The sequence below is a fragment of the Martinezella sp. CNPSo 3964 genome (assembly GCF_057784375.1).
The window spans coordinates 112,054-125,220 of record NZ_JBXSOW010000017.1 but is presented as its reverse complement, the minus strand read 5'-3'; the positions used below and the strand labels follow the sequence as shown (position 1 = coordinate 125,220).

Here is a 13,167-nt window from a genome sequence, read left to right as displayed (position 1 = left end):
AAGGGAGCGTTTGGGCGCAGGGCTTGCCTACGATACGCAAGATCCTGCCCACCGCATCAATGTGCCGGCGGCGAAGATGAGCCTGCTGCCCGATGACATCGAGCATTTTCAGCGCTGGCTGCTGGAGAGTGATGCGCTTGCCGATGATGATGCAGCGGTTGCCGCCAATGGTGGTTTTTTCCCACGACGCTCCGTTTTCGGCAATTATATCAATAGCATGATCCATCCTTTCGTTGAGAATGGGCGGCTCGTCCATGTCAGACAAAGCGTCGAGCGCATCCAGAGGACGGGCAGCCGCTGGACAGTCACCGGTGCTGATGGAGAGCGCGTGGATGCTGATATTCTTGTCATCGCCACCAGCCATCCGTCTCCTTTGCCGCCACAAGTGCTACAGGATGCCCTTGCCGATCACCCGCGTTTCGTTCCCGATCCGACGCGACCGGATGCGCTTGTGGCCATTCGCGCCGGGGATCGCGTTCTGGTCGTCGGCAATGGTCTGACTTCAGCCGACGTCATTGCCTCGCTCGCGCTTAGAGGTCACAAGGGGCCGGTCACCGCCATATCCCGACGTGGTCTGCGTTCGCGCGGCCATGCGGCGATCAAACAGGAACCATTTGGCGATTTCGCTGCCCAGCCATCGAAAACGGCAATCGATCTCCTGCGCCGCGTGCGCGCCGCCATCCGCAAAGCGCAGGGCGAAGGTCGCAGCTGGCATGCCGTCATTGATCAGGTGCGGGCGCAAGGCCGGCAAATCTGGCATGCGCTGCCGATCGAGGAGCGGCGGCGTCTCGTCCGGCATCTGAGGCCGTTCTGGGATGTACATCGGTTTCGTGTTGCGCCGCAGGTGGAGGCCGTCAGTGAAGGGGCGCTTGCAAGCGGCCGGCTGGAAATATTAGCGGCTTCGGTCGCGGCTGTCGGCGTTGCCGACGGTGTGATCGACTGCACCCTGCAACTCAGCCGTTCAGAGCTGTCTATTGAAAGGCAATTCGATGCGGTCGTGGTCACCACCGGACCAGGGCACCGTGGGATTCTGCAGTCGCAGGGCTGGATCGATGAGCTATCGAGGGCCGGATATCTTGCGATGGATCCCGCACGGCTGGGATTTTCTTGCGACATGCGATCGCGGGCGCTTGCCGGCGATGGAACGGTGGTTCCTTCCCTGTTTATCTCCGGACCGCTTGCGCGCGGAACCTTCGGCGAATTGATGGGGTTGCCCGAGGTGGTCGAGCACGCCGTTTTGGTGGCCGACCAGGTGGCCGGCGCGATCGACGATTACAGACGTGGGCAAGGGAAGGCATATTTGGACAGCAGCGCCGCCTAAATCCAAGAAAAACCGCAAATTCGTTGCTTAGGCGATACAATTGCCTAAATTTACTCATATAAACTATACAATTTGTGAGTTACTGTCTTGTTCGTAAGGGCCTGCGGGGTTACTTCCGCAGTCCATGCTGACAAGACCGGCCCGTTGAGTCTCTTTCGAGACGCGCCGGGTTTCAACAATCGACTTTGCAGTAAAGCGGACGGCGATGCTTACGAAAAAAGGAAAATACGGATTGAAGGCGCTGGTGGATCTCGCACGCCTCGGTCCGGGTGAAACGGCGTTCATCAACGATATCGCGTTACGCAACAATATTCCGAAGAAGTTTCTCGATACCATCCTGCTCGAATTGCGAAATGCCGGCGTGTTGCGTTCGAAGAAAGGTCCGGGCGGCGGTTATTCGCTGTCGCGTCCCGCATCGGAAATCCGCATCGGCCACGTCATTCGCACACTGGACGGCCCGTTGGCGCCGATTCGCTGCGCCAGCCGCACGGCCTATGAAGCCTGCGACGACTGTTCCGATCCGGAGCGCTGTCAGGTTCGGCGCTCCATGACCGAGGTGCGCGACGCAATTGCCGAGATTCTCGACAACATGTCGCTGGAGCAGTTCGTTGCCGGCGGCGCGGATGCTGATATCCCGGAACGGGAAGATCGTCGCGCTTCGCATATCGGCTGACTTTGCCGACGCCCTGATGCCGATTAAGGTAATGAGTTTTTCGATGGCTTTACGCCGTTGAGATGGTAGTTACCGACGATGTGATATTTCCGGCGGGCCGGTTCATGCAGCGTGTGAATGCGGGCGTTGCGCCAGTGGCGGTCGAGGTTGAGACCGATGCGCGCCGACTCCGTGCCCGCAAGCTCGAACAGCGTGTTGGCTGCTTCCATTGCAATCTCGGCCGTAATCGTCTGCGTCGCCGCAACGGAGAGTGCGGCATCGATGACATGATCTTCGGTGAGATTGATCTGCGCGGCATCGATCTTGCCGCCGGCACGCTCCACCATCGCCGTCGCTGCTTCGATGCGGACGGCAATCTCGCCGATCCTCGTCACGATCAGCGGATCATTGACCGCTCGCTCATCGCCGTTACTTTCCCTTGAGTGAGGGCGAGCCCGTACGAATTCCATCGTTGCCGCTAGCGCCGAGCGGGCAATACCGAGATTGATGCCGGCGCGCGTGAGCTGGTTCACGCAATCGATCACTGTCGGTTCAGTCAGCTTTTCCTGGTGCAGGAGCAGGGCATCGGCATTGAGATAGACATTATGCAATATGGTCGTGCCGTTTCCGGAGGTGCGTTGACCAAAGCCATCCCAGTCGTCGATGATCTGGATGCCCTCCGTATTTCTGGACACGACGGCGGCTATCAGTCCCTTGCGTTTGTCCGGCACGAACAGCGCGATCCAGTCCGAAAAAAGAATGCTGGCGGAAGGTCGGCTCCGACCGTTGGCGCGGAAGCCAAGCCCATCCGCCGTCAGATGCAAGGAATGCTGGTCGGTGCCGCTTGCATCAGGCTCGGAAAAGATGCCGCCGAAACGATCGCCTGTAATGGCGCGGTCGAAAAGGGAGGCCCGTTGGTCCTCGCCACCCGCAATTCTTACCGCTTCCAGCACATGAAAATGCGTTTGCAATATCTGTGCTATGGAAGGATCTGCTTCCGCGAGGATGGCAATAACCTCGGCGAGAACGCAGTTCGAAATATCGATGCCGCCATGTTCCGAAGGAACGGAAATCCCAAGCAGGCCCGATTGAGACAAAGCCTCGACTTCGTCATAGGGCAGGATGCGGTTGATATCGCGATCGCTTGCCTGCTGAGCGAAGCCGGCCGCGAGCGAACGTGCGATGTCGAGCGCTTCCTCTTCGCTTTGGACGCGATGGGCGGGTGGCCTGACGCGTTCGTGCAACTGCGAAACAGTCCCCATTCACCACTCCTCGGCCGGCGCCAGGTCGGTTTCTCAGGCGCGGCAAATCGCTGCGATCTTAAATTCGATAGGTGAAGTCTACAATGGATTTTCCTGGCGAGTTCGTATCGCGCCGCCCGGCATGATAGGCGTCGACCGCGGAAATTGTAAGCGCGCAATCCGATAGGGAGCGTTGGGGATAGCGAGTTGTGAACTCTCTCTCCTGCGGTCAATGAATATCGAAAGCCGCTTCATAGGCTGACCCTAGAGCTTGGAATTGCTTTCCCTTTTTGCCGATTGAAGCAAGTGCAGGATATGAAGGGCGTCCGATCATCCGCCGTTTTCTGTGCTGCTGCGTCGTCGACCCTGCACCGCCCAGACAAGAAAGCGCTTGCTAGCGGAGCGTTTTCGCGCTTTCATATACGACTAAATAAGTAGACAATGGCAATAATCCTGCTGCCTGATGGCTTTTGACGAAGTAATCATATGGCGGCCGATTGCAGGCATCTGGTGTTGGATCAGAGTTGGACCTGCCTGTCGCATCTTTTATTTGGAAGGGATTCCCGATTGAAGAAGCGCGACGTTTATTGAGAACGGAAGCGGCTTTTGTGCGTTCTGTCAGCCGCAGTTCCAAGGTTGCCGTGGCCCGGTATCGATGTCTGTGTCTCCGGGCCTGTAAAGTGAGCAAGCCCCAAGAAAGGCATGATCGACCACCTCTCGCCCCAGGAGTTGATATGACGGTTCAGGGATTCTTTTCCGCCAGGACGAACGCGACAGCGCAGCCTTATGCGATGCCTCGCATCGCCGTGATCGGGCGCGGTTTTTCCGGCATGATGATGGCGATCGCCCTGATGAAGACGGTTCGCTTTCCCTTCCATCTGCAGCTTTTCGATCCCAATTCCAGCGTCAGCGGCGGACAGGCGCTCGCCTCCGGTCATAGCAGCGAGATCTTGAACAGCCGCGTTCGCGATCTTTCCGTTTCCGCTGGGGATCCAGACGATTTCAATCAATGGCTTTGCGGCAATGCGCCTTTCCGCAGCGCCGTTCCCGCCGCCATACCCGGTTTCTTGCAGATCTTCGTGCCGAAGAGCATTTTCAGCGACTACGTCTATCAGCGCTTTTCGGAAGCCTTCTCATCACGGCGGGATGTGGCGGTGCAGGTCAGCAGCGAGACGGTCTTCGGGCTTCGACGCGTCCGCGGCGGCCGCTTCGTAGTGGAAAGCGATGGCGCTGCCAATGCGCCGTTCGACATGGTGGTGCTGGCGACAGGCTACGGCATTACTGATCACGAGTTCCAGGCCAGCGATCTCGTGACCGTGCCGACGACGGTGCGGGCACGCCGTCTCGTGTCGCGACCGCACACGATCCTGCTCGGAAGCGGCCTGCGTGTCGTCGATCGGCTGCTGCAGATGCGTGAAAGCGGCTATACGGGGCAGATCACCATCGTCTCGCGGCGGGGTTTTCTGCCGCAGAGCCATACGCGTAACAATGCCGATCCGGTTTTTCCTGCCGATGAGATGCCCGGCAAGCTCAGCGAGATCGTCCGCTTCGTCCGCAAGGCTTGTAGTGAAGCGGAGGCGAATGGCCAGAGCTGGCAATCCGTCATGAACGGCTTGCGCAAGCATGCGCGCTCGCTTTGGCGAGCCCTGCCGGCGGGGCAGAAACAGCAGTTCAACCGCCATTTGCGGGCGCTCTATGACAGCCATCGCAATCGGCTGCCCGAGGCGCTGCATGTGCGCCTCAATCAGGAGCTTGCCGAGGGCAATACCCTGCTGCGGCGCGGTCATTTCATCCGCCGGACACCGACAGGGCTCGTTTTGAGACCCGCTGGACGGCAGGAGACCGAGCAGCTCTACGCCGACGATGTGATTGACTGTCGGTGTCAGGCGCCGGATTTGAATGCGCCCTTGTTGCGTAGCCTCATCGATGCCGGCCTTGCTGTGCCGGACGAGCTTGGCCTCGGTCTCGCCGTAGAGGCGACAGGCTCGCTCGAGGTCAACGGCCGCACGACGGAGGGGCTTTTTGCGATTGGCCCCTTAGGACTTGGAAGTCTCCCCGACATCGATCTGGTGCCTGAGATCGTGACGCAAGCCTATGCTGCGGCAGAGAGCGTTGCGGAGCGTTTCCATCCGCAGTGCAAGGCTGTCTAACAACTCCGCAGTTTCTCCGCACACGTATATTGCGGCTTTAACCTCGAAAGGTAGATAACGGCTTGCCTTTTGTAATGTAATAACGTAACCAAAATCCATAACCTAAACCGAACTTCCATGACAAATGAAAACGCATATGACATCGCCGTTGCCCGTATCCGCTTTCTATGAGATGAATACCGCAGATGGTGCCGCCTTCGGATCGATCCCGACGGCGGCTGAAAAGGGAACACGGTGCGGATTACCCATCAGGGGCCAAGACCGTGGCTGCCCCCGCAACTGTAAGCGGAGAGCGCGTTCGCAATATGCCACTGGCTTGAAGCCGGGAAGGCGCGAACGAGTTGTGACCCGCGAGCCAGGAGACCTGCCATCGATGATATCAACCGCAACGGACGGGGTGTTCCGATGGAAAATCAGTGGTTGGGCGAGGGCGCCGTTGCGTCCGCTGGCCCTATCTTGACTTTGCCTCCGGTGAAATCTCCGGGAGGCATCTCATGGAAAAAGCAAAAGAGACGACGCACCGGATTACCGTGTGCACCAATTGCCGTCATGTCGGCAAACCATGCCGGCCGGGCCTTGATCTCCTGAAGCATTTGCAGTTGGCCATTTCCCAGGCTGGCGCCGCACTCGCGGATGATTTCAGCCTTGAAGGCAGCGTCTGCATGGCAGGCTGCGAGCGGCCTTGCACGGTCTCTTTCCAGGCGACGGCGAAGGCGACGTACCTCTTCGGTGACATCGAGGATGCGAGCGATATCGATGCGCTCGTTTCCTTCGCGAAGCTCTACCGGGACCGCCCCGACGGGCTGACCCGCGAAGGCGAACGTCCGACCGCGCTTGGAGGCAAGACACTTGCGCGCATTCCCGCCGCTATCGTTTCAGCCGAACGCCGGCTGGTCGTATTGCAATAGGAGCCGGTCATGTCCGAACGAAGCGCGCGACTGGAAGCCGAGGGCATTACATGGGGTCCCCAGAAGGGGATGCCGATCATCAGCGGTATCACGCTGTCCGTCGAGGCTGGTGCTCGGCTTGCCATCATCGGTCCGAACGGAGCTGGCAAGTCGACCTTGCTGCGTTGCCTCTATCGCGGCCTCAAGCCGCAACGAGGTTTGGTGCGTCTCGACGGCACCGATCTTTGGTCCATCGGTCCGCGAGAGGCGGCGCAGCGCATCGCTGTCGTGCCGCAGGAGACGCCGGGCGATTTTCCCTTCAGTGTACGGGACGTCGTACTGATGGGGCGCATCCCGCACCGCAAGGGTATGGCGCGCTGGAGCGATCGCGATCATGACGTGACGACCTCGGCTCTTGCTCGCCTGGAGTTGGAGCCTTTGGCCTTGAGGCAGTACGCGTCACTCTCCGGTGGCGAGAAGCAACGGGCGCTGATTGCCCGCGCCTTGGCGCAGGAACCGGAGCTCATCATCCTCGACGAGCCGACCAATCACCTCGATATACGGCACCAGCTCGAAATTCTGGAACTGCTCAAGGGGCTGGGTCCGACGATCATCACGACGCTGCACGACATCAACCTCGCCGCAGATTTTGCCACCCAGGTCGCCGTCATGGATTGCGGGCGGCTCACGGGCCACGGCGAGCCGGCCGACGTGCTGACCGCGGAGCACGTGTCGAACGCATTTCGCGTCGGCGCTCGGCTGCATCGCAGCGAAAGCGGCCCGCAACGTTTTTCCTTCTCTCTTCGATAATACGACCATTGGAGCTATTCATGTTTTCCCGCATATCCTCATCTGCTGCAGCCTTGCTTGTCGGAAGCCTGTTGGCGGGGGCGGCGTTTGCCGAGCCCGTTACCGTGCGCAGCTGCAATCGCGACGTCACCTTCGACAAGGCGCCCGAGCGCGCCATTTCGAACGACGTCAATCTGACGGAAATGATGCTGGCGTTGAAGCTGCAGGATCGCATGGTTGGCTATACCGGCATTTCCGGCTGGAAGACTTTGGATGAAAAGCTGCGTGAAGGCGTCAAGGAATTGCCGGAGCTGTCGCCGAAATATCCGAGCAAGGAGGTGCTTCTCGGCGCCAATGCGGACTTCTTCTTCGCCGGCTGGAACTACGGCATGAAGGTGGGCGGCGAGGTGACGCCGGAAACGCTCGCACCTTTCGGCATCAAGGTCTACGAGCTCACCGAATCCTGCATCTTCGTCATGCAGAAGAACAAGCCGACCATGGACGACATGTTCGTGGATCTCCTCAATCTCGGAAAGATCTTCCGCGTCGAAGATAAAGCGGAGGCACTCGTTACCGGCTATCGCAAGCAGCTCGCAGAGATCCAGGCAGAGATCGGCCATGTCGATCAGCCGCCGCGCGTCTTCGTCTATGATTCCGGTGAGGAGAAGCCGTTCACATCGGGGCGTTACGGCATCCCGACTGCCATGATCGAGGCGGCCGGCGGCGTCAATGTGATGGAGGATGTCGAGAAGAGCTGGACGGAGGTATCCTGGGAACCGGTCATCGAGAAAAACCCGGAAGTGATCGTCATCGTAGATTACGGCCAGGTGACCGCCGCGCAGAAGATCGCCTTCCTCAAGAGCAATCCGGCCTTCAAGAACATCGATGCGGTGAAGAATGACCGTTTCGTCGTGCTGCCTTATGTCGAGGCGACGCCGGGGCCGCGCAATATCGAGGCCATCGCCACTCTGGCCAAAGCTTTTCATCCGAGCGCGATGTAATCGTCTCCAATGCCGATCCGTCCAGTCGCTCATTGGCGGATCTCTTCCTCAAGATTGAAGCATGCGCCTCGACCTCTCCATCCTTATCTTCTTGCTCGCCCTAGGCTTAATCCTGTCGATCACCGCCGGTGTGTCGCTCGGTTCGGCATCCATTCCTTTCTCCACCGTCTGGTCGATCGTCGGCAACAAACTGCATGCCGGTAGCTTTCCGGTTGCCTGGTCCAGCGGGCAGGAAAGCATTGTCTGGGACGTCCGTTTCCCACGCGTGGTGCTGGCCGCGCTCGTGGGAGCGGGGCTTGCCATCACCGGCGCCGTCCTGCAGGCGCTGACGCGAAATCCATTGGCGGACCCGCATCTCCTCGGCGTTTCCTCCGGGGCGGCATTCGGTGCCATCCTGGCGCTGTTGCATACCGGGCTGATCCTCGGGCTGTTGACGGTGCCGTTGTTCGCCTTTGCCGGCGCCTTGTTCGCTACCGCGGCCGTCGGGCTGACGACGCGCCTGACGCGCTCGCATTCGGCCGATCGGCTCGTGCTGTCGGGCGTGGCGGTAGCCTTCGTGTTCACGGCGCTCGGCAACCTCCTGATCTTTCTGGGTGATCCGAGAGCGGCCAACACCGTTGTCTTCTGGATGCTGGGCGGGCTGGGGCTGGCGCAATGGCAGCATCTTATCTATCCCGCCGGCATCTTGCTGTTCTCCTTGGCCTTGCTTCTCCCGAAGACGAGAGAGCTCAATGCGCTTGCGATGGGCGATGAAACGGCAGTTACGCTCGGCATCGCCGTCGCGCAGTTTCGCCTGTTGCTCTTCATCATCACCGCGCTGCTGACCGGCGTAATGGTCGCCTTTTCAGGCGCAATCGGCTTCGTCGGGCTGATGGTGCCGCATTTCGTGCGGCTGATCGTGGGTGGGGATAATGTGCGCGTGGTGCCGCTGAGCGCCGCTTTCGGTGCGCTGACGTTGATCTGGGCGGATATCATCGCGCGTCTGGTCATGGCTCCGGAGGACATGCCGATCGGTGTGGTCACCGGGCTTGCCGGAGGCGTTGCCTTCATCCTGATCCTGCGGAGCGGACGCGCATAGATCTACCCATTGCCAAGGTGTTTTCCTGGCCTATTTCCGGGCGGACAATGATCGGTGTGACAAGTCGTCTCCAAGATGAGAGCGCGATATACCCGGTTTTGAGCGAGGTTCTGGACAGGATAAGGGCATCGATGCCTTCGTGTCGCCTTTCTTTGTCTTACAAGGCGTACGCGTAAAGACTATGGAATTCGCAATCATGCTATAGGACGACTCGGGTCTCCATTTTGCGGCGATTTCAGTCATCCATTGCCTGCGACTTCATGTGCAACGAGGAGCTCTGCTTGCGCCCGCTGAAATCTCGTCTTTTTCTGTTACCTTTTCTGCTGCTGGGATTGGTCGTATTTGCCGCCGTCATCCCGCTGGCGGGCGGGGATGCCCTTGCGCAGGATCAGCAACCGGCCCAGGCGTCGCAGCAAACGGATCAACAGCCAGGGCAACTCGCAAATGGGCTGCTGGACGCAGCCGCTACCGATCTTGGCAAAGCGAAGAAGACCTACGCGTCGCTTCAGGACGCGGCGAAACAGGCAACGTTGGATGACGAGACGCTCGTGGCGCTATCCGGCCAGGTCGACGATCTCAATCGTACCACTGCCGCTATTTCCGCACGCCTGAAACCCCGTACCGCCGAGATCGATGCCCGCCTGACGCAGCTCGGTGCTGCTCCCAAGGAAGGTCAGCCGCCGGAGGCTCCGATCGTCACGCAGGAACGCGAGAGGCTCAATGCCGAGCGCTCGCAGATCAGCGCGGTGATCCTCGATGCGGACAATCTGACCGCGGAGACCAATCGGCTTTCGATGCAATTCATGGAGATGCGCCGAAAGCTGTTTGCCGAGACGCTATTCAAGCGGACGGAGATTTCCACCACGACATTCGATGATGCGGGGGCGGCTCTGGTCGACGAGGGCGTCAAGTTCAGCACCGCCGTGACGAGCTGGATCGGCTTCGTGCTCAAGGCCAAGCTTGCCTCATTTCTGGCCGCCGTCTGCCTGTCGATCGGGGCGGCGCTGATATTTCTCTCCGGTGGTTATCGGCTGTTCCGCCGCTACTACGTGCAGGATGAAGCTGTCGAGAATCCGCCCTATATCAGCCGGCTCTCGGTCGCCTTCTGGTCGACCTTGATCCGCACGCTGTCGCTGGCGGCCTTTCTCGTCACCTCATTCTTCTTCCTCTCGAATTTCAATGTGCTGCGGCCTGACATCGCGCCGATATTGGCGGGGGTCTTCGGCTTCATCGGCCTCGTCTATTTCGTCGGTCGCCTGAGCAATGCCGTCTTTGCGCCGTTTCGGCCGCATTGGCGCCTGGTCAAGCTGTCGAACAAGGGAGCACATTCGCTCACCTGGTGCCTGCAGGCGATGGCCGTGGTCAATGGTTTGGACTACGTCTTCGACCGCATCAGCGAGTCCATGGGTTCACCGGTCGTCGTTACCGTGGCCAAGAGCTTCCTGGCAGCACTGCTGATCGGCCTCATCCTGATTGCTGCCTCCTTCGGCTCGCCGATGCTGGCCAAGAACGGCGATCCGGACGCGCCAGGCCGCCATTGGCCGCATGGCATGGCCATCATTCTTCGCGTTCTCGGCATATTGGTGATCTTCACTTCGTTCATCGGCTATGTGGGGCTTGCCCGTTTCATGGCAACGCAGATGATTGTGACGAGTGCCGTCATCGCGACCATGTATCTCGGCTTCCAGCTCGGCAAGGCCGTATCCAAGCAGGGCGTCTTTGCCGAAACGATCATCGGCCGCTTTTTGGAAAATCGCCTGAAGCTGCGTGAAGTGGCGCTCGATCAGGCCGGCCTTGCCGCCGGGCTTGCGACCTACGCCGTCGCGCTGCTGACGGGCATTCCGCTGATCCTGCTCTCCTGGGGCTTCCACATTCAGGATCTGGAGGTCTTTGCCTACAGGCTATTTACCGAGATCAAGATCGGCAACATGTCGATCTCGCTGCTCGGCATCTTCGTTGGCATCCTGCTGTTTGCGGGCGGCTATCTGGTCACGCGCTGGTTCCAGCGCTGGCTCGACAGCAATGTCATGGCGCGTGGGCAAGTCGATCTGGGTGTCCGCAATTCGGTGAGAACCGGCATAGGCTATCTGGGCATAGCATTGGCAGCGATCTTTGCCATTTCCGCTGCCGGCATCGATTTGTCCAGCCTGGCGCTCGTCGCCAGTGCCCTCTCGGTCGGTATCGGTTTCGGCCTGCAAAACATCGTGTCGAACTTCGTGTCCGGCCTGATCCTGCTGGTCGAGCGGCCGTTCAAGGTCGGCGACTGGATCGTCTCGGGTACATCGGAAGGCATCGTCAAGCGCATCTCGGTGCGCGCGACCGAAATCGAGACCTTCCGCAAGCAGTCGATCATCGTGCCGAATTCCGAGCTTATCAATGCGTCGGTCGGCAACTGGACGCACCGCAACAGGCTCGCTCGCTCCGAAATCCCCGTATCCGTCAGCTATGATGCCGATCCCCGCAAGGTGATGGATATCCTGCTGGAACTGGTGCGTTCGATCCCGAAGGTTCTCAGGAATCCGGAGCCGCATGTGGAGTTCCTACGTTTCGGGCCGTCGTCTCTCGATTTCGAGATGCGCTTCTATCTGTCCGATCTTTCCGATGGCATGGAAATCCGCAACAATCTGCGCATCGAAATCCTGAAGCGCTTCAACGAAGAGGGGATTTCCATTCCCTATCCGCATCAGGAGCTGCATATCGTTCGTGACGGCAGAAGAGGCAGGCAGTCGGATGTCGCAGCCGATGCGCTGTCGGATTTCGCAGACGGGCCGGAGGTTGAGGATGACATGAGGGAAGATTCCGCTCTGTCCGCCGAAGACAAGGTGCCAGAAGCAAAGCGCACAGGCCGTCGTCGTGGCAGGACCGCTGCGGAATGATCTGACTATCGACCGAACAGCCAAGACACAGCGTTGTGCCGCGGGCAGGGCCAATATAGGCCGTCGAAGTCTGTGCTTCCTTTGGAAACTTTCGGTTCGCGTTCCCACGAGCTCGCAACATTATCGCAACGGCGCATCCGGAAAGGCGCCGATCGATAGAGGCTGTTTTCTTCATCTCCGGGAAACCAGTCCGCTTAACAAATCCGCAAAGGCTTTGTTCTAAAACAATACAGAGGGGATCATTTTCAAAAACAGGTTTTCATTATGCCATTTCTGGGTGTTTCGGGGATGCAATACTCCGGCGCGTCTCTTGCCGGCTCGCGCATTCTTCTCGTCGAGGATTCCAATCTCTTTACATCGATGGTCAGAGCCAAGCTGAAGGAGCTTCTGGACATCGACGTCGAGATTTGCCGCAATTTCGAAGAACTGCAGCTCGCCTACGACAAGTCGTCTGAGCCGATCAAGCTGGCAATTTCGAACATGAACCTGCCGGGCGCCGAAAAGGGTGAGGCCTTGGCCTATCTGCTTGATCTCAGCATTCCAACGATCGCCTTCACCGGCACTTTTCTCGAGGGCACGCGCGACGAGCTGATCGCTAAGGATGTGGTGGATTATATTCTCAAGGACAATGTGTTTGCGGTGGATATGCTGGCGGAATCGATCTGCCGTTTTCTGACAAACCATCGTCACCATGTCCTCATTGTCGACGACAGTGCGACCGCGCGCGCTTTGCTGTCCAGTCGGCTGAAGCGCTATAATTTCCGCGTCAGCGTTGCGGAGAATGGTGTAAAAGCGCTCGAAATCCTGAAGGCCAGCGCGGATATCGGCCTTATGGTCACGGACTACAATATGCCTGACATGGACGGCTTCGAGCTGACGCGACGTATTCGTGGGACCACTGGCTCCCACGAGTTGCGCATCATCGGCGTCTCGTCATCCAACAACCGGCTGCTTTCGGCCCGCTTTCTCAAGGCAGGAGGCAATGATTTCATCCTGCGGCCATTCATCGATGAGGAGTTCTACTGCCGCGTGAATCAAAACCTCGACACTTTGTTGCAGATTCAGTCGTCTCAACCGACCGGCAAGCGCGCATAAACGCGAGAAGTCAGGCAAAATAACCTCGAAAAAAGTGAGGGAAAATCACTTTTATGTAAATCTCCGCAATCAGCGGT

General features: G+C 59.0%; 10 protein-coding genes and 1 riboswitch. Of the genes, 9 read left to right on the top strand and 1 reads right to left on the bottom strand.

Annotated elements, in window-relative coordinates; translation table 11 throughout:
• Together AC13Q5_RS32880 and AC13Q5_RS32875 are read left to right on the top strand one after the other, a co-directional pair.
• Positions 1–1,321: FAD/NAD(P)-binding protein (locus AC13Q5_RS32880; protein WP_488504562.1), on the top strand; the 1,321-nt coding region annotated here is incomplete at its 5' end.
• A gap of 205 nt (positions 1,322–1,526) precedes the next feature.
• Positions 1,527–1,994, top strand: a complete 468-nt coding sequence (locus AC13Q5_RS32875) for an RrF2 family transcriptional regulator (protein ID WP_075850822.1) — start codon at positions 1,527–1,529, stop codon at positions 1,992–1,994.
• Between the two features lie 23 nt (positions 1,995–2,017).
• On the opposite strand, the gene AC13Q5_RS32870 is transcribed toward AC13Q5_RS32875, so the two are convergent.
• Entirely contained in the window at positions 2,018–3,235 is a 1,218-nt protein-coding gene (locus tag AC13Q5_RS32870) for an SfnB family sulfur acquisition oxidoreductase (RefSeq protein WP_488504561.1), read from the bottom strand.
• 713 nt (positions 3,236–3,948) lie between these two features.
• On the opposite strand from AC13Q5_RS32870, the gene AC13Q5_RS32865 reads away from it, so the two are divergent.
• From AC13Q5_RS32865 to AC13Q5_RS32835, 7 genes are all read left to right on the top strand, one after another.
• Positions 3,949–5,364 carry an FAD/NAD(P)-binding protein gene (locus AC13Q5_RS32865; protein ID WP_075850820.1) on the top strand — a complete coding sequence of 472 codons (1,416 nt, stop codon included), beginning with the start codon at positions 3,949–3,951 and terminating at the stop codon, positions 5,362–5,364.
• A gap of 169 nt (positions 5,365–5,533) precedes the next feature.
• A riboswitch (cobalamin riboswitch) is annotated at positions 5,534–5,750 on the top strand.
• 108 nt (positions 5,751–5,858) lie between these two features.
• Entirely contained in the window at positions 5,859–6,272 is a 414-nt protein-coding gene (locus AC13Q5_RS32860) for a DUF1636 family protein (RefSeq protein WP_488504560.1), read from the top strand.
• A 9-nt stretch (positions 6,273–6,281) separates the two neighbouring features.
• Positions 6,282–7,061: an ABC transporter ATP-binding protein gene (locus AC13Q5_RS32855; protein ID WP_457881757.1), complete on the top strand. Its 780-nt coding sequence runs from the start codon at positions 6,282–6,284 to the stop codon at positions 7,059–7,061.
• A 20-nt stretch (positions 7,062–7,081) separates the two neighbouring features.
• Entirely contained in the window at positions 7,082–8,041 is a 960-nt protein-coding gene (locus AC13Q5_RS32850) for an ABC transporter substrate-binding protein (RefSeq protein ID WP_488504559.1), read from the top strand.
• Positions 8,042–8,102: 61 nt separating this feature from the next.
• The gene (locus AC13Q5_RS32845; RefSeq protein WP_488504558.1) at positions 8,103–9,119 is read left to right on the top strand and encodes a FecCD family ABC transporter permease; all 1,017 of its coding nucleotides are present in this window, start codon (positions 8,103–8,105) and stop codon (positions 9,117–9,119) included.
• Between the two features lie 281 nt (positions 9,120–9,400).
• Entirely contained in the window at positions 9,401–11,995 is a 2,595-nt protein-coding gene (locus AC13Q5_RS32840) for a mechanosensitive ion channel family protein (RefSeq protein ID WP_488504557.1), read from the top strand.
• A gap of 264 nt (positions 11,996–12,259) precedes the next feature.
• Positions 12,260–13,090 carry a response regulator gene (locus tag AC13Q5_RS32835; protein WP_457881752.1) on the top strand — a complete coding sequence of 277 codons (831 nt, stop codon included), beginning with the start codon at positions 12,260–12,262 and terminating at the stop codon, positions 13,088–13,090.
• Positions 13,091–13,167 lie beyond the last annotated feature (77 nt).

Excerpts from the sequence above, each read along its gene's own strand:
- AC13Q5_RS32870 (WP_488504561.1), bottom strand. The coding sequence starts at position 3,235 with ATGGGGACTGTTTCGCAGTTGCACGAACGCGTCAGGCCACCCGCCCAT.
- AC13Q5_RS32865 (WP_075850820.1), top strand. The coding sequence starts at position 3,949 with ATGACGGTTCAGGGATTCTTTTCCGCCAGGACGAACGCGACAGCGCAG.
- AC13Q5_RS32845 (WP_488504558.1), top strand. The coding sequence starts at position 8,103 with ATGCGCCTCGACCTCTCCATCCTTATCTTCTTGCTCGCCCTAGGCTTA.
- AC13Q5_RS32835 (WP_457881752.1), top strand. The coding sequence starts at position 12,260 with ATGCCATTTCTGGGTGTTTCGGGGATGCAATACTCCGGCGCGTCTCTT.
- AC13Q5_RS32850 (WP_488504559.1), top strand. The coding sequence starts at position 7,082 with ATGTTTTCCCGCATATCCTCATCTGCTGCAGCCTTGCTTGTCGGAAGC.
- AC13Q5_RS32875 (WP_075850822.1), top strand. The coding sequence starts at position 1,527 with ATGCTTACGAAAAAAGGAAAATACGGATTGAAGGCGCTGGTGGATCTC.
- AC13Q5_RS32860 (WP_488504560.1), top strand. The coding sequence starts at position 5,859 with ATGGAAAAAGCAAAAGAGACGACGCACCGGATTACCGTGTGCACCAAT.
- AC13Q5_RS32855 (WP_457881757.1), top strand. The coding sequence starts at position 6,282 with ATGTCCGAACGAAGCGCGCGACTGGAAGCCGAGGGCATTACATGGGGT.